Origin of the sequence: Pseudomonas indica NBRC 103045, from assembly GCF_002091635.1 — a bacterium.
Lineage (GTDB): Bacteria > Pseudomonadota > Gammaproteobacteria > Pseudomonadales > Pseudomonadaceae > Pseudomonas_M > Pseudomonas_M indica.
In genome coordinates, this window is the sequence record NZ_BDAC01000007.1 from 143,867 (window position 1) to 165,608 (window position 21,742).

A 21,742-nucleotide genomic window follows, 5' to 3' on the forward strand; every position below is an offset into this window, starting at 1 on the left:
GAGCATTTTGATGGGGGCGCCTAGCCTGGGCTCGCATTCGAGCTTGTTTTTAACGCAGTGATGACAACGCAGGTAGTTTTTAGAGTGCCCTACAGAGGCTGCGTGCATTCGTTCGCCCGCAGGAGCCCTACGCCTGCGCCTCACGCAACCGCCGCCTGAATGCTCCCGGCGTTTCGCCGCAGAGTTGCTTGAACAGCTTGGCGAAGGTGGCGCGGTCGGCGTAACCGACTTGGGCGGCGACTTGTTCCAATGACGTGGTTGGGTTGCGCAGGGCGATCCGCGCCGATTCGATGCGCAGGCGCTGGAGGTATTCGTTGGGCGTCAGGCCGGTGCCGGCCTTGAAGCGGCGCAGCAGTGTGCGCGGCGAACAGTGCACCTGTTCGGCCAGGCGGTGCAGGTCCAGCGGCTCGGCGTGGTGCTTCTGCAACCAGTGCAGCAACGACGCCAGTGAACCTTCCTGCACGGACAGCTCCGGCAACAGCGGCGCGAAGCGCGACTGCCGACCTCGCCGCGTATCGAATACCAGGGCGCTGGCCACTTGCTGGGCCAGCCAGTCGCCGCCGTGCAGGCCGATCAGGTACAGGCACAGATCGAGCCCGGCCTGGGCGCCGCCGGAGCAGAGCAGGTGGCCGTCGTGGGTCAGCAGTTCATCGATATCCAGCCGGACCCGGGGAAAGCGCCGCCGAAAGGCATCGGCGAGCGACCAGTGAGTGGTGGCGCGCCGGCCATCGAGCAGGCCGGCCGCCGCCAGGATGAACGCGCTGCTGCACAGGCTGGCCAACTGCTGGGTGGCGGGGCGTCCGTCCAGCCAGGTCAGCAGCGCCGCGTTGGTCGCCAGGGTGCGCTCGATGACACTGCCGGTCGCAGGGAGCAACACCAAGCCGGCCTGCTCGGCGATCTCCAGGCCGCCGTCCACCCGGATGGTGGCGAAGCCCAGCTCCACCGTCTGGCCGTCCAGGCTGAACCGCCGAACCCGGAAGAGCGCCTGGCCCGCCAGTTGGTTGGCCAGCAGGAAGGCATCGCCGGCCATGCTCAGGCTGGAGCAGACGGTTTGTGGGCAGACATACAGGGCGACGTCGAGCATGGCGGCTCTCGCGATTCAGGGTTGGCGATTATGGCCACAAAGCTGTCGATAGCGCCAATCGCGATCCAGCCTTTCGGCGGTCAGAATGCGCGCCATCGTCACTGAAGGAATACCGCCATGTCCCATCCCAACGCTGAACTGATCATCCGTTTCTACCAGGCTTTCCAGCGTCTGGACGCCGATGCTATGGCGGCCTGCTATGACCAGGACGTGCATTTCAGCGATCCGGTGTTCCAGGACCTGCGTGGCCGGGATGCCGGTGATATGTGGCGGATGCTGACGCGCCGGGCGAAGGGGTTCTCGCTGAGCTTCGAAGATGTGCAGGCGGACGACCGCCAGGGCAGTGCCCGCTGGGTGGCGCGCTACACCTTCGCGGCGACGGGGCGGCCGGTGGTGAATCGCATCCAGGCGCGCTTCGTGTTTCGCGACGGCAAGATCGTCGAACACCGCGACAGTTTCGATTTGTGGGGATGGGCGCGGCAGGCGCTGGGGCTGAAAGGTTGGCTGCTGGGCTGGTTGCCGCCGGTTCAGGCGGCGATCCGCCGCCAGGCCCAACAAGGTCTGGCGGCGTTCAAGGCGGGGCGCTGACTCAGTCGGCGCTGGCTTCGAAACGGCCGGCGGCGCGGTTCTTCTTCACCTTGCCGGCCTCGAAGATGCGGCCGCTCATGGCCACGTAGATACCGTCGGGCAGGCACTGCAGGGCGCCGATGGCCACGCCGAGGTTGAACGGGGCGTCGGTCAGGCGCATGCGGGCCGGCTGCATGGCGCCGGTGAAGAGGATCACCTTGCCGGGAATGTCCTTGAGCACTTCGGCCGTGTTGGTCATGGTGTCGGTGCCGTGGGTGATCAAGATGTGCTTGGCCGGGCAGGCGGCGACTTTCTCGCGGATCAGGGCGCGGTCTTCGTCGGTCAGCTCCAGGCTGTCCTTTTTCAGCAGGCTCTCCACCTGGAAGTCGAACGTCACGCCGGCTTCCTGGAGAATCTGCGGTGCCATGGGATCGCCGATCTTGAAGTCGGAGAGGGCGTCGTAATACACCTTGTCGAAGGTGCCGCCGGTGGTGAAGATCTGAATATTCATGTGAGGCTCCCATTTCCCAGATAGCGGCTTGTGGCCGTGCCGCGGATTATTGCCTAAGCTCGCCGGCGACTCCATGCAGGATGCGCTACATGATCACCCTGGTTCAGTTGCCGGCCGGTTTCTCCCTGGCCATTCCCGGCTCTTCGTGCAAGAGCAGCTTGGCGTTCCGATTGAAGACGATGTCCGACACGAAGAAGGCACCGCGGGTTCCGACGATGAGGGCGCCTCGTTGACCGCCGCGCCGCCCAAACCCTGGTTCGCCTATCTGGTGCGGGCCGAGAACGGTGCGCTGTATTGCGGCATCAGCGACGACCCGCTGCGGCGCTTCGAGCAGCACCGCAGCGGCAAGGGCGCGCGTTTCTTCCATTCCAGCCCGGCCCAGGCGCTGGTCTATGTCGAGGCCTGCGCCGACAAGGGCGATGCGTTGCGCCGCGAGCGGGCGATCAAGCAACTGTCGAAGAGGGCCAAGGAAGCCCTGGTGCTGGCCGCTGGCGTCATGGCCCTGGCTGATAGTCCTGTATCAGGCTGAACGGGTAGGCCGACGGCGGTCCGACGGTTAAGCTGGGGCTCTTTCACTGCGGAGTCCCGCCATGCACGAGCTGATCCTGCACCACTACCCGACCTCGCCGTTCGCCGAAAAGGCCCGCCTGATGCTGGGCTTCAAGCAGTTGTCCTGGCGTTCGGTGCTGATCCCGCCGGTGATGCCCAAGCCCGATCTCACCGCGCTGACCGGCGGCTACCGCAAGACTCCCGTGTTGCAGGTGGGCGCCGATATCTACTGCGACACCGCGCTGATCGCCCGTCGCCTGGAGGCGGAGAAGGCGACCCCGGCACTGTTCCCGGAAGGGCAGGAGTTCAATGTCGCCACCGTTGCCCAATGGGCCGACTCGCTGGTGTTCCAGCATGCGGTGAGCCTGGTGTTCCAGCCGGAATCCATCGCCCTGCGCTTCGGCAAGCTGCCGCCGGAGGCGATCAAGGGCTTTCTCGCCGACCGCGCCGGGCTGTTCAGCGGTGGTAGCACCAGCCGCCTGCCGTTGGAACAGGCCAAGCACCAGTGGCCTACGATCATGGCCCGAGTCGAGCAACAACTGTCGCGGGAGGCCGGTGACTTCCTGTTCGGCGAACCGTCTTTGGCCGACATTTCCCTGGCGCATTCGCTGTGGTTCCTCAAAGGCACGCCGATCACCGCCCCGCTGGTGGATGCCTATCCCGCCGTAGCCGCCTGGCTCGGCCGGGTGCTCGGGTTCGGTCATGGCTCGCACAGTGAAATGGCCTCGGCGGACGCCATCGAAATCGCTCGTGCGGCGACCCCGGCCGCGCTGCCGCAGGAGCAACTGGACGAACCCAATGGCTTCGAGATCGGCCAGCGCGTGGCCATCGCCGCGATCGATTACGGCGTCGACCCGGTGGAGGGCGAGCTGCTGTTCGCCGGCAGCGAGGAGCTGGTCCTGCGCCGCGAAGACGAGCGCGCGGGCATGGTGCACGTGCATTTCCCGCGTATGGGCTTCCGGATCGAGGCCCGTTAACGGGAGCTGGCGGCCGGGTGCAGCCTCGGCACCCGTGCCGCCAGTTCGCGGAAGTAGGCGATGCGTTCGTAGCAGAGCGTCAGCTCGCCGCTGATGCGGTTGTACCAGGCATCCGGCGCGCCGCAACTGGTCAGCCGCAGGGTCAGGTCGCGGGGCAGCGGGAAGCTGGTGCTGGCCTTTTCGGCGACCTTCTCCAGCTCACCGCTGGCCCGCACCCTGGCCAGCAGTTCTTCGCCATCGTCCAGGCTGGGCGGCGGCGGGTCGTAGACCACCTGGATGCGATGACGCACCGGCTCTTCCGGCGGGCGGCGGAAATGCTCCTGGAACCAGTTCACCGCATGGCGGGCCTGCTGGTATTCGTCGGGGCAGAAGAAGGCGCGCTCGTCCGGCAGGCCGGTGGCTTGGATCATCCACTCCAGGCGCACCGGATCGCTGCCGTAGGCCAGGCAGGCGATGTTGTAGAAGCGCTGGGCGTCCAGGGCGTGGCTGTCCCATTCCCGGATTTCCTCGTCCGGCCGTTTCGGCCGCTGCCACTCCACCCGCCAGTAGTCGGCGATGTCCAGCATCCGTTCGGGGAAGTCGGCCTCGCGCTGGCGTTCGTCGATCAGGAACAGCCCCATGAAACCCAACTGATCGGCGGCGTCCTCCTCGCGGCCGAGCACCGGCAGGCGCAGCTCGTTGATCAGCAGGTGCCCCATTTCGTGAAACAGCGTGAACTCGGCATTGGCGGTGACGAAGCGGAGCTCTTGCGGTGTCATCGTCTGTGCCGGGCTGGCGAATGCCAGCGCCGGCATTAGGAAGATCAAGGCAATGAGGGCGCGCATGCGGGCGTTCGGCTCAGTCCTTGCGCCGCTTGAGCTGGTCGCGCAGCTGGGTCGGCAGGTTGCGGATGATCAGCGTGTCCTGCGTCTCGTCATACTCGATCTTCGAGCCGAGCAGATGCGCCTCGAAGCTGATCGACAACCCTTCGGCGCGCCCGGTGAAGCGGCGGAACTGGCTCAGCGTGCGCTTGTCCGGCGGAATCTCCGGCGACAGACCGTAATCCTTGTTGCGGATGTGCTCGTAGAAGGCCCGTGGACGCTCCTCGTCGATCAGCCCGGACAGCTCTTCCAGGGTCATCGGCTCACCCAGCTTGGCCTGGGTGGTGGCGTAGTCCACCAGGGTATCGGTCTTTTCCCGGGCCTGTTCTTCGGGCAGGTCCTCGCTCTCGACGAAATCGCTGAATGCCTTGAGCAGGGTGCGGGTTTCGCTCGGCGCGTCCACGCCTTCCTGGCAACCGATGAAGTCGCGGAAGTAGTCCGACACCTTCTTGCCGTTCTTGCCCTTGATGAAGGAGATGTACTGCTTGGACTGCTTGTTGTTGCGCCACTCGGAAATGTTGATGCGCGCCGCCAGATGCAACTGGCCGAGGTCGAGGTGCTTGGCCGGGGCGACGTCCAGCGAGTCGGTCACCGCCACGCCTTCACTGTGGTGCAGCAGGGCAATCGCCAGGTAATCGGTCATGCCCTGCTGGTAGTGGGCGAACAGCACATGGCCGCCGGTGGACAGGTTGGACTCTTCCATCAGCTTCTGCAGGTGTTCCACGGCCTGGCGGCTGAACGCGGTGAAATCCTGCGCGCCTTCCAGGTACTGGTTCAGCCAGCCGCTGAACGGATAGGCGCCGGATTCCTCGTGAAAGAAACCCCAGGCCTTGCCCTGCTTGGCGTTGTAGCTCTCGTTGAGGTCGGCGAGCAGGTTCTCGATGGCCTGGGATTCGCCCAGCTCCGAATCGCGGGCATGCAGCACGGCGGGGCTGCCATCGGGCTTCTTCTCGATCAGGTGGACGATGCAATGGCGTATCGGCATGTCGTGCAATCACTCGGGTTCACGGCGACGCGAAGGGCGTCGGAACAGCGCCAGCCGCGGCGGACGCGAAGAAAACGGACCCGACAGCGGCGATATGCGGTCGGGCCGGAGGAGTTTAATCCAAGCGGGAGGGGCTGGGGTGGCCTGAGTGTATCGGAATCAAGGCAAGGCATCGGCCGGAGCGGCATAGCGCAGCCGCTCTACCAGCGCCGGCAACTCGCGCATGTCGTGCAACAGATGCTCGACGCCCAGTTCACGCAACACTTCGCCATGCTCCGGCGGGATGTGGCCGGCACCAAGGAAACCGATCACCCGCATGCCGGCGGTCAGCGCGGCGGTGACGCCGGTGGTGCTGTCCTCCACCACCAGGCAACGCTGCGGCGCGACCCCGGCGGTGCGGGCAGCCAGCAGATAGACATCCGGCGCCGGCTTCGGCCGCTCCACCCGGTCGGCGCTGAAGATGCCCACGTCCACCCGCTCGGTCAGCCCGCTGCGGCGCAAGGCATGGCGGACCGAGTCGTAGCGGCTGTTGGATGCCACCGCCAATGGCAAGTCGATGGCATACAGCGCCTCGCGCACACCGGGAATCGCCTGGGCTTCGGCATGGATGGTCGCCTCGCTCAGTTCGAGGTGGCGCGCGTGGAAATCCACGGGGATATCGAGGCCGAAATGCGCGGCGACCCGGGCAATGATGTCCCGGCTCTGCAGGCCGAAAGTGCCGTTGAGCAGCACATCCAGCTCCTGCTCCGACGGCGCCAGTTGCAACAAGGCCTCGCGCAGCACGCGGCCGGAAACGATTTCGCTATCGATCAGTACGCCATCGCAATCGCAGATCAGCAGGTCGACATGGGGCGTTCGGGTCATGGGCGCAGGCCTCGGGCGGTGTGATGCGGACGATGGGGCAGGCAATGGACCTCGGTACGTCGGGATTCGTTCGAAGGCCGGATGCCGGTACCGAGCATAACGGGCGGAGCGATGATGAGACAGGGTATCGGTGTTTTGCGGTTGGTCACCAACTCTCCGAGAGATCGCCAGCAAAAGCAGAAACACCCATCCTCTAGTAGCTCTTTGCGCTTGTTTTACCCACCCGCCCTTCCGAGAATCCCGCGCTCGTCGATTCCAGAAGAGCGCCCACATGGACGTCCGCAGCCCCTTCTTCCAGACCATCGCCCTGGTTCTCAGCGGCGTACTGTTCCTCAACCCCCTCGTCGTCACCGCGGCGGACCTGGCGGTGGCGGCGGGCAGCGGCGCCACGCTGACTCAGGCGGGCAACGGCGTGCCGGTGGTCAACATCGCCAAGCCCAACGGCAACGGCCTCTCGCACAACAAATTCTCGGAATTGAACGTCGGCCAGCAGGGCCTGATCCTCAACAACGCCACCAGCGCCACGCAAAGCACCCAGCTCGGCGGCATCATCCTCGGCAACGCGAATCTCCAGGGCCAGGCGGCGGGGCTGATCCTCAACGAAGTCACCGGCGGCAACCCCAGCCAGCTCAAGGGCTACACCGAAGTGGCGGGCAAATCCGCCCATGTCATCGTCGCCAACCCCCACGGCATTCGCTGCGACGGCTGCGGCTTTCTCAATACGCCGCGGGTTACCTTCAGCACCGGCAAACCCATCGTCGAGAACGGCCGGCTGGACCGTTTCAGCGTCGACGGCGGCGAGATCGTCATCGAAGGCGCCGGCCTCAACGCCAGCAACATCGACCAGTTCGACCTGATCACCCGCAGCGCCAGGCTCAACGCCGAGCTGCACGCCAAGCAGCTCAACGTCATCACCGGGCGCAACGAGGTCAAGGCCAGCGACCTCAGCGTCACCGCCAAGACCGACGACGGCAGCGACAAACCGGCCCTGGCCATCGACAGCTCGGCGCTGGGCGGCATGTATGCCGGGGCGATCCGCCTGGTCGGCACCGAGGCCGGGGTGGGGGTGAAGCTGGCTGGGGACATGGCTGCCAGTGGCGGGGATATCCATATCGACCTCGCCAGCGGCCAGCTGACCCTGGCGCGGGCGGGGGCCAGCCGGGACCTGCGTCTCGAAGCCGAGAAGATCGAGCTGACCGACACCGCCTACGCCGGCCGCACCGCTTCGGTCGAGGCCGAGGGTGAGGTCGTCAACCGCAAGAGCCTGGCGGCGGGCGAGACGGTGAGCCTGGACGGCGCCCAGGTGACCAACCAAGGCGTGATCGAAGCGGGCGTCAACCCGGACAACACGCGCAACGCCCAAGGCGATGTCAGCCTGACCGGCCAGAACGTGCGCAACAGCGGCACGGTGATCGCCAGCCGGCAACTGACGGTGACGGGTACGCAGACCCTGGACAACCAGGGCGGGACCTTGAGCGGCCAGGCCGGCGCCACGCTGAACGGCGGCGCATTGGATAACCGGCAGGGCCAGGTGTTCAGCGGCGGGACGCTGAACGTGGATGCCGGCAGCCTGGACAACCGCAACGGCAAGATGGCGGCGCAGGCGGTCGACTTCACCCTCGCCAATGCCTTGAGCAACGACGCCGGGCTGATCGAGTCCGACACCACCCTGGCCGTGCGCGCCGGCCGTCTCACCAATGCCCAGGGCACCCTGCGGGCGTTGGGCGAGCGCGGGATCAGTCGCTTCGTCATCGGTGGCCGCTTCGATAACGGCAAAGGCCTGGTGGAAATCGGCAACGCCGCGTTCAGCCTGAGCAGCGAGAGCCTGAACAACCTGGACGGGATAGTCCGCCATTTCGGCAGCCAGGGTTTCTCCCTCTCGCTGGCCAACCTGGGCCAGGCGGGCGGGCGCTTCATCACCGGCAGCGACCTGCACCTGGAGGCCGATAGCTGGACCAACGGCAGCCTGATCCAGGCGCGGACACTCAGCCTCGCCATCGGCACGTTCACCCAGACCGCCAGCGGCCAACTGCTGGCCAGCCAGTCCTTCACCGGGACCGGCAACACCTGGGTCAACAATGGCCTGCTGGCCAGCGACGGCGCCTTCAGCCTCACCCTGGGCGGCGGCCTCGGCACGCTCAGCCTGACCGGCACCCTGACCAACCACGGCACCCTGGGCAGCGGTAAAGCGCTGACCTTGTACGTTCCCACGCTGGTCAACGAAAACGGCCTGATCTTCAGCGGCGCCGACATGACGCTGCGGGTCGACACCTTCACCAATCGCCTGGCGGACGTCTTCAGCCTGGGCGCCATCGACCTGGCCAAGGATGACCAAGGCAACCGGGCGGCGCGTCTCGACAACCTCTCGGGCACCCTGGAAAGCACCGGCGACTTCAGCCTCAAGGCCGCGGTGATCAACAACACGCGCGCGGTTCTGGTCATCGACGATGCCGGCAAGTACACCGCCCGGATCACCGAACTGCCGTGCAGCGGCGCCTATGGTGCCGGCGACTGCAGTGGCAAGCGCAACGGCGTGTGGGAAATCGTCGAGCGCGACAAACTGGCGGTGACCGAGGCCAGCGCGGCGTCCAACCTCCAGGCCGGCGGCAACCTGTCGCTGGACGGGGACGAACTGAACAACCACAGCAGCCGGATCAGTGCCGGCGGCACCATCGCCGGCACGTTGAAGCGGTTGGAAAACCACGGCGTGGAAACCGGGGAGATCGAAACCCGCCGCGTCTTCCTATCCGAACGCACACGCCACATCGACTCCTGGCAGGACGAAGCCGAACGTTTCACGGCGCGCTACTGGTACCGGAGCCCCGGCTACAACCCGGATAACATCGGCGGACTGGAAAGCGCACTGAGCCACTTCATCGGCCGGATGGAGTCGGAGCAGACGCGTTTCCGCACCCTAACGCCCCTGGCGTCGGGGGACCAAACCTACGCCGGCATCATCCAGGCCGGTGACACTATCGGCCTCACGGCCAGCGAACGGATCGACAACGGCGTGATCCGCCCGCACTTCACCTACGTGGCCGGTGGCAGCCGTGGCGCTGCCACGGACGGCTCGCGCTTTTCCACCCCGGTCGGCATCAACGCGCAACTGCCGGCCGACCTGCGTCAGCAGCGCATCGACCCGCTGGCGTTAGCGGGGCTCAACCTGCCCACCCGTCCGGCTGCTTCGCACCAATACCTGATCGAAACCCACCCGGCGCTGACCCGCCTCAAGCGGTTCCTCAACTCCGACTACCTGCTGGACAAGCTGGGCTACGACATCGACAGGACGCAGAAGCGCCTGGGCGACGGCTTCTACGAGCAGCGCCTGATCCGCGAAGCCCTCGTCGCCCGCACCGGCCAGCGCTTCCTCGATGGGCTGACCTCCGACGAAGCGCTGTTCCGCTACCTGATGGACAACGCCATCGCCAGCAAAGAGGCGCTCAACCTCAGCGTGGGAATCACCCTGACCGCCGAGCAGGTGGCGGCGCTGACCCACGACATCGTCTGGCTGGAAGAGCGCGAAGTGCTGGGCGAGAAGGTACTGGTCCCAGTGCTCTACCTGGCCCAGGCCAAGGGCCGCCTGGCCCCCACCGGCGCCTTGATCCAGGCCCGTGACGTGGCCCTGATCAGCGGCGGCGACCTCCACAACAGCGGCACCCTGCGCGCCCGCCGCAACCTGGACATCACCGGGCAGAACCTCGGCAACAGCGGCCTGATGCAGGCCGACGAACACCTGCAACTGCTGGCCACCGACAGCATCCGCAACGCCCAGGGCGGGATCATCGCCGGGCGCGACGTGTCGGCCATCGCCCTGACTGGCGACATTCTCAACGAACGCAGCGTCACCACCCACGCCTCGACCGAGCGCGGCTACAACCACCGCGAAGACTTCGCCGACAGCGCCGCGCGCATCGAAGCCGCGAATGACCTGACGCTGGGCGCAGGCCGCGATATCCGGAATATCGGCAGCGCCGTCACGGCCGGGCGCGACCTGCGATTGGACGCCGGCCGCGATCTGCTGATCGTCGCCGCCGAAGAACACGACCGCACCGCCCTCCAGGCGCGCAAGCGCAACAGCCGGGTCGAGCGCATCGAACAGCACGGCTCGGACATCCGCGCGGGCCGCGACCTGAGCGCCCAAGCCGGCAACGACCTGGCGGTAAGCGCCAGCAAGGTCAAGGCCGACGGCGATGTCGGCCTCGAAGCAGGCGGCGACGTGCTCATCGCAGCGGCAGCCAACGAAAGCCACGTCGAAGCCCACCGCAAAAGCCGGCACAAAAAAGTCGATATGGAACGCAGCCGGATAACCCAGCAGGCGGCGGCAATCGAAGCCGGCGATGATCTGGACGTGAAGGCCGGCAACGACCTCACCGTCATCGCCAGCCGCCTGGACGCGGGCGGCGAAGCCTACCTCTACGCCCAGCACGACCTCGGCCTGCTGGCGGCGGAAAACCTCGACCACCGCCTCGACGAAAAAAAGAAAAAAGGCGCCTGGGGCAGCAAGGCGTCGCGCAAGGACCAAATCACCCGCACCACCCAGGTCGGCAGCGAGATCGTCAGCGGCGACGACCTCACCCTCGCCAGCGAAGGCGACCAGACCTACCAAGCCACCCACCTGCAAAGCGGTGCCGACCTGACCCTGGACAGCGGCAGCGCCATCGTCTTCGAAGGCGTGAAGGACAGCGAGCAGCAAGTCCACGAGAAGAGCAGGAGCAGCTGGGCCTGGAACGCGACGAAGGGCAAGGGCAACACGGACGAGACCCTGCGCCAATCCGAACTGATCGCCCAGGGCGCGCTGATCGTCAAGGCTGCCGAAGGCATCCGCATCGACATCAAGCAGGTCAACCAGCAGACCGTCAGCCAGACCATCGATGCCATGGTGAAGGCCGACCCGCAACTGGCCTGGCTAAAACAGGCCGAAGCCCGTGGCGATGTGGACTGGCGGCGGGTGAAGGAGATTCACGAGTCGTTCAAGTACAGCCACTCGGGCCTGGGTGCCGGGGCGCAGCTGATCATCGCCATCGTGATGGCCGCCATCATCGGGCCGATGGCCGCCGGCCTGGGAGCCGTGGGGCAAGCCGTCACCGTGAGCGTGGCCACCCAAGCCACGGTGAGCACCATCAACAACCGGGGCAATCTCGGCGCAGTGGCCAAGGACGTCACCTCCTCGAATGCGATGAAGGGGTACGTGGTCAGTGCCGCAACGGCGGGGCTCGTGCAATACAACCCGGCCGAACTCGGCATGAACTGGAGCAGCGTCGGCCAGGTGGCGACGAAGACGGTCGTCGATGCGGGCATCAAGACGGCGGTCTACGGCGGCAGCTTCAAGGACAACCTCGGCGACGCCGCGGTCGGCAACGCGGTGGCGATTGCCGGCGCCATCGGCGCGGATGCCATCGGCGACTACGTCCCGAAGGGCAGCCCACAGAAACTCATCCTGCATGCGGCCCTCGGTGGCCTACTGGCGGAAGCCTCGGGCGGCGACTTCCGCACCGGCGCCCTGGCTGCCGGCGCCAACGAAGCCCTGGTGGACTACCTGGGCGAGAAGCTCTTGCCCCAAGGCAAGGACCCGAACAGCGCGGAATACCGCCAAGGCGTGGCCAACCTGATGGCCAGCTCGCAACTGATCGGCGTACTGGCGGCTGTTCTGACCGGAGGCGATGCCGAATCGGCGGCGGCGGTGACAGCGAATGCCACCCAGTACAACTACCTACTGCACCAGGAAGTGCTGGATATGCTGGAGGAGCAGAAAAAATGCTCGACACCGGCATGCCGGGATGATGTTAGGGCACGCTATGCGGAGTTGGATGAACAGCGGAATCAAGAGCTGGCTGCCACATGCCAGCAAGACATAACGAGCTGTGAGACTCTCTCTGCACAACTACAGGCTGATGCGCCTAAAATTCAGGCACTGGCCGATAAGCTTCGCCGAAGCGGAGATGGAAATACCGCGAGCGTCATTGGCTGGCTGGTACCCGGCAGCAACCAAATGGCGCAGGACATCATCACCAGCAGCATTGTCGCTCAGCGTGATGGTCCAGCTGCTAGTGCCATGGCGACCGGAGCTCAGATCATCGCGAGCGGTGTGGGAGGGGTTAAGCCGGGAGTTTCGGTTGGTGCAAAATCCAATAGCTCATCGGCCATACTAGGAAACAAAACTGTCGCTCAGTTTGAAAAAAGCTTATCCACTCTTCCTCCGGGAGAAAGAGTTGCTCAAATTAAAGCAGTGGTAGCTAGTGTGACGATAGCCAACGGAATGGTGAAAGATAGCAAACTGTCCAGGCTTAACGGGCGCGATGTCTATAGGGCAAATGATGGAAACCTGTACGCTGTGGATACACAACATGGTCGCTTTGAGGTAATTAACTCTAAAAATGGAAAGCACCTCGGCGAGGTTGACTTTGATTTTAAGCAGACAAAACCTGCCGACAAGAGCGGCGGTCACGATCTAAAGGTAAAGTAATGGCTAGCATGGCAAGATTAATTGACCTGAAAGAAAATTTAATTTGGCATGGGAATGTACTTAGGCTGCCAGGAAAGTTTCCTTATGAAAAAGTTGTGGATTTCATGATTTATGAAACCCAAGATGAAGATAGGCCGTACGGATTGATTGTTACTTCTGGATATAAAGCTGGATTGATTCTGGTTCGACTTCCCCAAGAGTGTTCATCTGCCGAGGGAGGAGGAGTAAGAAAGGATTGGCTTGTATCCAACTGGGAGAAATGGGTTTACCCAGACTGCAATGTTGCAGAGGTTCTTTTCATAGACAGATATGAAGCATGATGGAACGATTCAAATACAAAAGTTAGTGTAAGCAATAGCAAAGGCAATATTCTTAAGCGGCCACCAAAAAGTAAGCTGATGATCCTTGCGAGCCGAACAGGAGGGCAGGTGCTGTGACGTAAGCGCTTGGCGCGGCTCGTATGTTTACCTGATTTTCTGATGGCCGCTTATTGGAGGGGCGGATGCGGAAGCAGAGTGCGACACCTTTCCCACTGTCTCCCCCAATATACCGTTCTTTAAAACCAAGTTGATTAATGAGCCGGACAGAGGGTTCCATGGGCCTCTGTCCGGCTTCCACGGTTGATATTCAGTTTCAGCCTAGAAGTGCAAGGGCTAATTCGCTGGCCGAGTGTGCAGTGTTTTGTTACGAACCACTTGCGGCATGTCTTCCAAAGCAACCCAGAGTTTTCTTGCCAATGGATGACCTGAATATCACTGGCTTTCCAAAGCATGCTGCCAAAGCGAGAAAAAGATTTACACCCAGACATGCAAAAAGCGTTACCGAAAGCAGGCTTGGCTGATCGTAAAGGGAAAATTATTATTAAAGAGGTCGACCAATGAATGATAAATTTCCTCAGCAATTCAATAGAGAGCTTGCTGAGGATGCCTTTTCTTCGGGAGAAGCAAAACGCATTTGTGATATGTTGATTTCCGCCGCGTTTTATGAGTCAGACTGGAGATGGGTGCAAGATAAGTGCTTAGATTTTCTTGAGTTTAATGATTCAAACATCAGAGGCCTTGCAGCGACTTGCCTTGGACATGTGGCGAGAATTCATCATCAACTTGATAAAGAGAAGGTAATCAGTTCTCTTCGCAAACATCTGAAGGATCATGCCATTTCAGGTCAGATTGAAGACGCGCTGGACGACATTGAGATGTTTTGCAATGACTCTTTCTAGCAAGAAGCTCAATCATAGCAGCTAGTTTTCCGTTTACTTAAAATCTCAACGCAGAAAGTTAATACGCACATCTGGTCAGCGCCACCTGGGGGAACCAAACTGGCCAGGGTTTTTCGCCGCCATGCGCAAGGCAGGCGCCGCGATTCCCACGGAACTGACCAAAGTCGCCGACAAACTGGACGGCCTGCTGGCCGGCAAGGCGCCGTCAGCGGAGGAACTGGCTCCGTTCAAGCTGAATGCGCAGGCTAAACTGACGGAGCAGATCCGGCTGGCTAACCAGACGCTGGTGAGTAAGCCGGGGGTGGTTGGGGCGAAAGAATTCACTGGTGGCTTTGGTCCTATGTATAGACCGGCTGATAGCCCCCAGTTGGAGAAAATACTCACTTCTTACTTCGGAAAGGATAAAACTGGTGCGCGTGTGGGTAATGGTGGTGTAGCAGATGCATTAAGGTATGAGAAGCAAACAGGGAATTTATTATCTGAAGCTACGCATGAACAAAAAGTCAAAGAGATGCAGGCTCGACTGAATAACTTTGTTAGAAAAGCAGATAATCAGCCTCCAGGGTCTTATCCATATAGCAAGAGAGACGTTGATTATGCGCGTGAACTATTGAAGGATTTGAATGATGCTCTCAAGCGCTGATGCCTTTTTAGGATTTATTAAATGGATTCTGTCATTGCACCTTTTCTCTGAAGAGCGGCTTGCTGAAATTTTGGAAGAATTCAATGGAATTCAGGGGGTGGTTGAGAATGATCTTTATATATCTGCATATGAGGAAGTGGCGCGTTACATGTCGCGAATCATGTCTTCTAAGGAAATGGTCGGATTTTTAAAGTCTAATAATGATGCCTTGAGCAAACTTCCAAGAGAACAGTATTATTTTGTTGAGGCAGTGATCGATGAATATTCTGCCAAGAAGATGGATGTATCTGAACTTGTGAGTTCCTCCCCTGAAAGATATAGAGAGTATCTGAATAAACGCTTTGGGTAATTGAAGCAAAGGTGAGACTCCGTACAATCCGCAAACCACCAGAAATAAGCTTGAGTCTACTTATGGGCACGACAATGTTCTTTTCACTACGGTCCCGCCAGTCGATGGCCGAAATGTGCATCTTGCAGGGCAGTGCCATCCGGTAACGGGGGGCGTATTCGATAACAGAGGCCTCCCTATATTTTGATGATTTGGCAGCTTTTGATACGCGAATATTCAATTGATGCTTTTAAATCTGCGAGCTATGAGGTGCAAATGAAACTTGCGACCAAAGATTTGTTAAGCAATTAAGTCCATGCTCTTCCTGAACCTCCTCACGTTTTTCCTTCATTCTCTTTTGCCCGCTTGCCTCCTCTCCCCCTAGCCGCTAGAGTCCGCCCGTCACGGTCAATCCCGTGGCCGGGCGTCAGAACCCGATTCCACACGAAGGCGCGGTAGCGCCATAGCTGAGTAGCCGGCGCTATTTTTTGTGTCTGGCTACCGCATTTCTATGGCGGGCCGCGCGGGGCAGGCTTCGGCCTGGCCGGCTGTCCTTCGTGGGCCGGTTTCTGACCCCCGTGCGGTCCGCCTCCAACCGCGTCAGAAACGGCTGGATGGTGGTTTCTCGTTCACGAAGGAGCCCTATCGATGCTCACATTGTTTTTCCGCGTTTCTTCCTGCCTCTGCTTTCTGGAGGCCCGCCATGCCTGACTTCCGTCCTCTTCCTTCCCTCAGCACCACCGCCAGCCCCGTTCTTTACGCCAACGCCAGCCTCGGCGCTCACGAACTGTTCGAAGCCGGCCAGGAGCGGCTGAACGCCGCACGGCAATTGGCGCTGGTGTTGTTCTGCAACGAGCCGCAGTTGGATAACGGCGAGGTGTTCGCGGCGTTCCATCTGTTACTGAACGATGCGGCGGGTTTGTACGAGGCGGCGTTCGAGCAGGTGCGGCGCGGTTGATGGATTAGCCTCACGAAGTCTCGGCGATAACCTCGATGGGACGAATGAGGGAAGGTCCCACACCCTGCCAGTGCAGGGTGTGGGTATAGATTGCGGAATCCATTTTTGCCAAGAGAACGCCGGGGTGTGTACCCCGGCCATGCGATCAGTTGAGCGGAATCAGTTGACCGCGCAGGTGTTCGGGTACTTGGTCCAAGGTCATCAGCGTGAGGCTGTCGCTGGATTTGGCCTCGGCCGTTACCGGGGCGAGTGTCGCCGCCGCGTTTTCCGGCAGTTTGTACATGGCGCCGGTCGCCGGGTCCACGGCCAGCATGCCGATCAGGCCGCCGAAGATGATATTGCCCCAGTACCAACCATCCAGGCTGGTGTTCAGCGTGGTCTGTTGGTCGGCAAAGCCTTCCTTGTGGAAGGTGAGGGTGTATTGCTCGCCCTTGAAATAACCCGCCCCGGATTTCAGGGTGACGCTGCCGGGAGTGGTGCCGGAGTGAATGACTTGGCCGGCGCGGTTGCGGATTTCGAAGGTGGCGCCCGCCGGGGTGCTGGAAACGCTGACGGGGTATTGCGAGTCGCTGACGATACTGGCGCAGCCGCTGATCAAGACGGACAGTGCTGCGGGGATCAGGGCGAATCTGACGCGGAGTTTGCTCATGTACTGCTTCCCTATGTAAAGAATCCTCGCCCATGCCGGGCCGGGCGATCTTAGGGGAGCGTTCCGTCAGGCTCAATATCAAATTGATATCACTTAAGGGGTATCTGTTGTGAAACTGAAGGCATCTCGCATTGTTTTCTGCTTCCGTGATGCTCTCCTCAAGTAGGCCGTGTCATCAGACGGGAGGCGAACCGCTCAATGCCTTGCGTGCCCGAAGCCCTCGCGCCGCATCGAGCAACGCCAGCACCGCGAATAACCCCAGGACATAGCCCGCATCGGCGCCGAGCATGGCCAGCACCAGGGCGCAGAGGAGGGTGGCGAAGCCGGCGAGCCAGCGCCAGAAGCCGCGCAGCAGGGCCCAGCCGGCAGCCATGCTGAGCAGATAGATGACTACGAAGTTGCCGTTGGCGTAGCGGATCAGGTCGTCCACCGAGAGGTCGAACGCCCCGGCGAGCAGGACGCAGAGCGCGCAACACAGGACCACCAGCAGCAGGGCGCGGCCCGGTACGCCATGGCGGTTGCGGTGGGCCAGCGCGGCGGGCAGCTTGCCTTCGTCGGCAAGGCTCCAGATCAACCGGGCGAAGCCCTGCACGTAGACGTTGATCGAGGCGAAGCAGGCCAGGTAGCCGACCACCGCCACCAGCCAGCGCGCGCGTTCGCCCAGTAGCAGTTCATAGAGGCGCGGCAGGGCGCCGGCATCGCTGCGCACATCGCCGTAGGTGCCGAAGCTCAGCACGGCCACCGAGCAGGCCCAGTAGACCAGGCCGGCCAGCAGCACGCCGAGCAGCAGGGCCAGCGGAAAGTCGCGCTGCGGGTGCTTGAACTCTTCGCCCATGTGGGTGAACGCCTCGATGCCGACGAAGCACCAGAACATCACCCCTAGCGCCGCCGGCAGCAGATGCCACCGGCTTTCCAACGGTGGCAGCAGGGGCTGGCTGGCGCGGGGCAGGTCGCCCAGCCACCAGGCCAGGGCGACGGTGGCGATGATCGCCAGGGCGATCAGGCTCTGCACCAGCCCCGAGGCCTTGGCCGGCCGCTGGCCGAGCCACAGCATGGCGCCCAGGGTGGCGAGATGGATGGCCAGGATCTGGCCGCGACCGAGGTCGAACAGCGCTTCCCAGAAGCCGCTGGCGATATACAGCGCGGCCGGCAGGCCCACCGGCAGCACGGCGAGGAACAACAGCGCGCTGAGCCGTTCCAGGCGCGCGCCGAAGGCCCGGCCGATCAGGTGCGGCGCGCCGCCGGCATGGGGAAAGCGGCGGCCGAGCTGGGCGAAGGTGAAGGCCACCGGCAGCACCAGGGCGATCAACAGCAGCCAGGCCCAGAGCGAGGCGTCGCCCGCGGCGGTAGCGGCCAGCGCCGGTACCACGAAGATGCCGGTGCCCAGCAATGACGTGCTGAGCAGGCCGATGCCTTGCAGCAGCCCGAGTTCCTGATCGAGTCGGCTCATGTTGTATGCTCGTAGGCGTTTTCCATCCCGCCATGGTAGGCCGCGCGAGCGAGCAAGGCTGCTGTCAGGTCGCCGGCTTTACCCGGCAAAGTGGCGGAATTCAAGCTCAACCTGCCCGTTGCCGAGAGTGCCCGAGTGGACAAGTTCGACCGCCAGATCCTCGCCCTGCTACGCGCCGACGCGCGCCTGCCCGTCAGCCAGATCGCCCGAGAAGTGAACCTGTCGCGCTCGGCGGTGGGCGAGCGCATCCGCAACCTGGAGGAGAACGGTACCATCCGCGGCTACCACGCTAGCGTCGCCGAGCCGGGCAACGGCACGGTGAAGGCCTTTCTCGAACTCTTCTACAAGGAAAGCCGCTGCCAGGAGTACGTCGAGCGCATGCGCGCCTTCCAGGAAATCCGTCGCTGCTGCGGGATCAGCGGCGAGACCGACATGCTGGTCTACGTCGAGGCCGAATCCATCGCGCGGCTCAGTGCGATCCGCGACGAGATCGAGCGTTTCCCGGGCATGCAGCGGGTGAAGACCCACATGGTGGTGCAGGAGTGGGGCATGTGAGCCGGCCGATGCGCATCCTGCATACCTCCGACTGGCACCTGGGCCAGCACTTCATGGGCAAGACCCGCCAGGCCGAGCACCAGGCGTTCTGTGCCTGGCTGGTGGCGCAGGTCCGCGAGCAGGGTGTGGATGCGGTGATCGTCGCCGGCGATGTGTTCGACACCGGCGCGCCGCCCAGCTACGCCCGCGAGCAGTACAACCGCTTCATCGTCGAACTGCGCGACACCGGCGCGCAGTTGGTCGTGCTCGGCGGCAACCATGATTCGGTGGCGACCCTGGGCGAATCGCGGACGCTGCTGGCCTGTCTGGACACCTGCGTGATCCCGGCGGTGAGCGAAGACTTGGAAGAGCAGTTGCAGGTGCTCTGCCGCCGCGACGGCTCGCCAGGCGCGATCCTCTGCGGAGTACCCTTCGTCCGTCCGCGTGACGTGTTGCGCAGCGAGGCGGGGCAGAGCGCCGAGGACAAGCAGCAGTCGCTGCAGAGCGCCATCCACGCGCATTACCAGGCGCTATACGCGCTGGCCGAGGCGAAACGCGATGCGCTGGGCGGCGGCCTGCCGATCGTCGCCACCGGCCACTTGACCACGGTGGGCGCGAGCGCCAGCGAGTCGGTACGGGAAATCTACGTCGGCGCGCTGGAAGCCTTCCCCACCAATGCCTTCCCGCCCGCGGCCTACATCGCCCTCGGCCACATCCACCGGCCGCAGAAGGTCGGCGGCCTGGAACACATCCGCTACTGCGGCTCACCGATCCCGCTAGCCTTCGACGAAGCGCGGCAGGAAAAACAGGTGCTGCTGGTCGACCTGGACGCCGCCGGCCTGCGCGCGGTGACACCGCTGCCGGTGCCGTGCTTCCAGCCGCTGCTGTCGCTACGCGGCAGCCTCGCCGAACTGCCGGCTACCCTGGCCGACGCTGCGCAACAAGGCAGCGCCGAGCGGCCGGTGTGGCTGGAAGTGGTGGTCCGCGCCGACGATTACCTGCCGGACCTGCAAACGCGCATCGCCGCACTCTGCGAAGGCCTGCCGGTGGAAGTACTGCGCATCCGCCGCGAACGCGGCAACGCCGTGATTGGCCTACAGTCCCAGACCCGGGAAACCCTGGACGAGTTGAGCGTGGAAGAAGTCTTCGCCCGCCGCCTCCAGCAAGAGCAACTGGACGAGAGCGACGCGCAGCGGCTGCAGGGGCTTTATCGTGAGGTGTTGGAAGGTTTGCAGGCCGAGCGGGAGTGAGGCGAGGGGTTAGGGTTCTATTGGTATTAGAGCGATCAGCATGTTGGAATTATTTCTTACCGTGTTTATACCGTTAACCATCGCGTCCTTTATTTACCTCGGGGTGGTGGTGCCCTTGGAGTTTTTGGCCGGCCGAGGCCTTAGTATTGGCTTGAAACGGATGATAGGCGTCGTTTCTGTCTTGTTGGGCTACGGGTTGATGGCGTTGATATTTATGGCTGGTAGTGGCAGTGTGATTGTTTCCTGAGGAGAGTCTATGCAAAGGAATAAGAATCGTGCGCAACCGAGCCGCATTCATGGCAATAGATAGATTTAAAAGTTCAATTGGAATTGTCGTTGCCATATCTTTGGTCGGCTCGATGGTGGCGAGCTGTTCTAAGAAAATTGAAGACACGCCAGCTTATCAAGCAGCCTGTCAAGGCCCTCCTTTACGCACCATTCAAATGGTCAATCAAGCGATGGAGGATGGTTATGTCATCAATCGTCAGTATAGGTGCATAGACAAAGCTTCATTTTTCGAGGTGGCCAAACAGAAAGCTGAGTGGGAAGCAGCTAACACACCAGCGGCAATCGAAAAACGAAAAGCAGAATTTGCAGAGCAACGTGCGCGTGCCGCCGAATATCGGGAACAACAAGCTGCATCTGAAGCAATAACAGAAAATTCTCCAAATATTGTCCTGCATGAAGTCGATGTAAATACCGCAACGGAATCCGACATCGCAAGTGTGATTAGCGTAGGTTCTGATGTTGCGGCTCAAATCATTGAAGAGCGTAACAAACGAAATTTCAGTGATTGGGTTGATTTAGTAAATAGAGTGGTTGGCCTTAGCGCCGCGCAAACGGCTTTTTATGCCTCTGTTTGCGGCTTGACCGTAAACGGGAAGAGTTTAGATGGTGCACCTCCCAACGCTACGATGGCTGCATCGATCTATAAGAAATACCAAAAATATTGATGGAGTCAGTGAATGCATGCTCTAAGCTAGCGTTCTAACAAGTCGGTCGAGCAGCCATGTGGTTAGTGTTGCTGTTGCCTCCGCCGATAGTCTTCTGAGACCCAACGGGAGTGGGCCGGTTATACCGGACGCCTGATGACTTGGTTTGCCTTCTTCACTGTCATGAGCATTGACCATGAACCTACCCTGCTATTCCGACGGTATGCCGATCGAAAAGGGCGACGCGGTTCTACGTTCCGGCCTTGTACCTGCACGAATCATCGAGGTCTTTTCGGCTAACCCGCCTTCAGTCTGGTTGGAGGATGCAGAGCATCCTGGAAGAAGCTTCGCTACTGCGGAGCTTTCGGACCTGACCCTGATTGAGCGTAATACGTTGGACTTCGCTCGCGCTGGTATTGACTGGCTCTGCGTGCAAGCCGACTCCGGCGATGCGCAAGCTCAGGCCGCTCTCGGCTGGCTATACGAAACTGGCGTTGCCGTCGATCAGGACGATGTATGTGCGGTGACTTGGTATGCTCGCGCCGCGCAAGGCGGCGATCCGTTCGGCCAGTTCAATTTCGCTCTGCGCTGCGAACGTGGGCGAGGCATAGAGATAGATTTGGCAGAGGCTGCGCGTTGGTATCTTGCATCGGCGGAACAAGGGGTAGGTCCTGCTATGAAGAACCTGTCCAACATGTATCGTGACGGACGGGGCGTCGAACAAAACCTTTACCAGGCTATTCGATGGCTGCGAGAGGCTGAGGCCTTGGGCTGTGCTTAGAAAGTACCGATTAATAGGCAAAAAAAGTTCTTAGCGCAAAATTATCTGATCGGATTCATTTGGAGCGGCATATGGGGAAGGCGGTTGTGTATTTGGTAATTGTCACTTTCTTTGGGGTAGTTCTGGGGACTAGTGGAA

General features: G+C 61.9%; 20 protein-coding genes. 13 read left to right on the top strand and 7 right to left on the bottom strand.

What is annotated here, in order from left to right:
* Positions 1 to 127: 127 nt before the first annotated feature.
* Complete coding sequence (locus tag PIN01S_RS10820) at positions 128 to 1,084, bottom strand: GlxA family transcriptional regulator (RefSeq protein ID WP_084335671.1); 957 nt, start codon at positions 1,082 to 1,084, stop codon at positions 128 to 130.
* Between the two features lie 117 nt (positions 1,085 to 1,201).
* On the opposite strand from PIN01S_RS10820, the gene PIN01S_RS10825 reads away from it, so the two are divergent.
* Positions 1,202 to 1,672, top strand: a complete 471-nt coding sequence (locus PIN01S_RS10825; RefSeq protein ID WP_084335672.1) for a nuclear transport factor 2 family protein — start codon at positions 1,202 to 1,204, stop codon at positions 1,670 to 1,672.
* A 1-nt stretch (position 1,673) separates the two neighbouring features.
* On the opposite strand, the gene PIN01S_RS10830 is transcribed toward PIN01S_RS10825, so the two are convergent.
* On the bottom strand, positions 1,674 to 2,162 hold the full coding sequence (locus PIN01S_RS10830; RefSeq protein ID WP_084335673.1) for an asparaginase domain-containing protein: 489 nt from the start codon (positions 2,160 to 2,162) through the stop codon (positions 1,674 to 1,676).
* 229 nt (positions 2,163 to 2,391) lie between these two features.
* Here PIN01S_RS10830 and PIN01S_RS10835 point away from each other — a divergent pair, with 229 nt between their 5' ends.
* Complete coding sequence (locus tag PIN01S_RS10835; protein WP_090257342.1) at positions 2,392 to 2,691, top strand: GIY-YIG nuclease family protein; 300 nt, start codon at positions 2,392 to 2,394, stop codon at positions 2,689 to 2,691.
* 61 nt (positions 2,692 to 2,752) lie between these two features.
* A complete protein-coding gene (locus PIN01S_RS10840) occupies positions 2,753 to 3,688 on the top strand; it encodes a glutathione S-transferase family protein (protein WP_084335675.1) in 936 nt (311 codons plus the stop codon).
* On the opposite strand, the gene PIN01S_RS10845 is transcribed toward PIN01S_RS10840, so the two are convergent.
* The 3 genes from PIN01S_RS10845 to PIN01S_RS10855 form a co-directional block, all read right to left on the bottom strand.
* Positions 3,685 to 4,512 (bottom strand): DUF4344 domain-containing metallopeptidase, encoded by an 828-nt coding sequence (locus PIN01S_RS10845; protein ID WP_084335676.1) that lies wholly within the window; start codon positions 4,510 to 4,512, stop codon positions 3,685 to 3,687. The genes PIN01S_RS10840 and PIN01S_RS10845 overlap by 4 nt on opposite strands.
* 13 nt (positions 4,513 to 4,525) lie before the next feature.
* Complete coding sequence (gene yejK, locus PIN01S_RS10850; RefSeq protein ID WP_084335677.1) at positions 4,526 to 5,533, bottom strand: nucleoid-associated protein YejK; 1,008 nt, start codon at positions 5,531 to 5,533, stop codon at positions 4,526 to 4,528.
* 159 nt (positions 5,534 to 5,692) lie between these two features.
* Positions 5,693 to 6,397 carry an HAD family hydrolase gene (locus tag PIN01S_RS10855; RefSeq protein WP_084335678.1) on the bottom strand — a complete coding sequence of 235 codons (705 nt, stop codon included), beginning with the start codon at positions 6,395 to 6,397 and terminating at the stop codon, positions 5,693 to 5,695.
* 271 nt (positions 6,398 to 6,668) lie between these two features.
* Between PIN01S_RS10855 and PIN01S_RS10860 the strand changes: the two genes are divergently transcribed.
* From PIN01S_RS10860 to PIN01S_RS10885, 6 genes are all read left to right on the top strand, one after another.
* The gene (locus tag PIN01S_RS10860; protein WP_084335679.1) at positions 6,669 to 12,860 is read left to right on the top strand and encodes a two-partner secretion domain-containing protein; all 6,192 of its coding nucleotides are present in this window, start codon (positions 6,669 to 6,671) and stop codon (positions 12,858 to 12,860) included.
* Positions 12,860 to 13,180: an Imm45 family immunity protein gene (gene imm45, locus PIN01S_RS10865; protein WP_084335680.1), complete on the top strand. Its 321-nt coding sequence runs from the start codon at positions 12,860 to 12,862 to the stop codon at positions 13,178 to 13,180. Before PIN01S_RS10860 ends, imm45 begins: the two co-directional genes overlap by 1 nt.
* A gap of 557 nt (positions 13,181 to 13,737) precedes the next feature.
* Positions 13,738 to 14,079 carry a hypothetical protein gene (locus PIN01S_RS10870; protein WP_084335681.1) on the top strand — a complete coding sequence of 114 codons (342 nt, stop codon included), beginning with the start codon at positions 13,738 to 13,740 and terminating at the stop codon, positions 14,077 to 14,079.
* Positions 14,080 to 14,200: 121 nt separating this feature from the next.
* Positions 14,201 to 14,722 (top strand): hypothetical protein, encoded by a 522-nt coding sequence (locus PIN01S_RS10875; protein ID WP_084335682.1) that lies wholly within the window; start codon positions 14,201 to 14,203, stop codon positions 14,720 to 14,722.
* A complete protein-coding gene (locus PIN01S_RS10880) occupies positions 14,706 to 15,071 on the top strand; it encodes a hypothetical protein (protein WP_084335683.1) in 366 nt (121 codons plus the stop codon). The genes PIN01S_RS10875 and PIN01S_RS10880 overlap by 17 nt, the downstream gene beginning before the upstream one ends.
* 682 nt (positions 15,072 to 15,753) lie before the next feature.
* On the top strand, positions 15,754 to 16,008 hold the full coding sequence (locus PIN01S_RS10885) for a hypothetical protein (protein WP_084335684.1): 255 nt from the start codon (positions 15,754 to 15,756) through the stop codon (positions 16,006 to 16,008).
* A gap of 145 nt (positions 16,009 to 16,153) precedes the next feature.
* Here PIN01S_RS10885 and PIN01S_RS10890 read toward each other — a convergent pair whose 3' ends face one another.
* The gene (locus tag PIN01S_RS10890) at positions 16,154 to 16,657 is read right to left on the bottom strand and encodes a hypothetical protein (RefSeq protein WP_084335685.1); all 504 of its coding nucleotides are present in this window, start codon (positions 16,655 to 16,657) and stop codon (positions 16,154 to 16,156) included.
* 175 nt (positions 16,658 to 16,832) lie between these two features.
* Positions 16,833 to 18,107, bottom strand: coding sequence for an L-methionine/branched-chain amino acid transporter (yjeH, locus tag PIN01S_RS10895; protein ID WP_084335686.1), 1,275 nt, complete (start codon positions 18,105 to 18,107; stop codon positions 16,833 to 16,835).
* A 135-nt stretch (positions 18,108 to 18,242) separates the two neighbouring features.
* On the opposite strand from yjeH, the gene PIN01S_RS10900 reads away from it, so the two are divergent.
* The 4 genes from PIN01S_RS10900 (at position 18,243) to PIN01S_RS10915 (ending at position 21,604) form a co-directional block, all read left to right on the top strand.
* Positions 18,243 to 18,662, top strand: coding sequence for an Lrp/AsnC family transcriptional regulator (locus PIN01S_RS10900; protein WP_084335769.1), 420 nt, complete (start codon positions 18,243 to 18,245; stop codon positions 18,660 to 18,662).
* 8 nt (positions 18,663 to 18,670) lie between these two features.
* Entirely contained in the window at positions 18,671 to 19,891 is a 1,221-nt protein-coding gene (sbcD, locus tag PIN01S_RS10905) for an exonuclease subunit SbcD (RefSeq protein WP_084335770.1), read from the top strand.
* Positions 19,892 to 20,166: 275 nt separating this feature from the next.
* The gene (locus PIN01S_RS26335) at positions 20,167 to 20,844 is read left to right on the top strand and encodes a ComEA family DNA-binding protein (protein ID WP_139198606.1); all 678 of its coding nucleotides are present in this window, start codon (positions 20,167 to 20,169) and stop codon (positions 20,842 to 20,844) included.
* Between the two features lie 175 nt (positions 20,845 to 21,019).
* On the top strand, positions 21,020 to 21,604 hold the full coding sequence (locus PIN01S_RS10915; RefSeq protein WP_084335688.1) for a tetratricopeptide repeat protein: 585 nt from the start codon (positions 21,020 to 21,022) through the stop codon (positions 21,602 to 21,604).
* Positions 21,605 to 21,742: the final 138 nt, after the last annotated feature.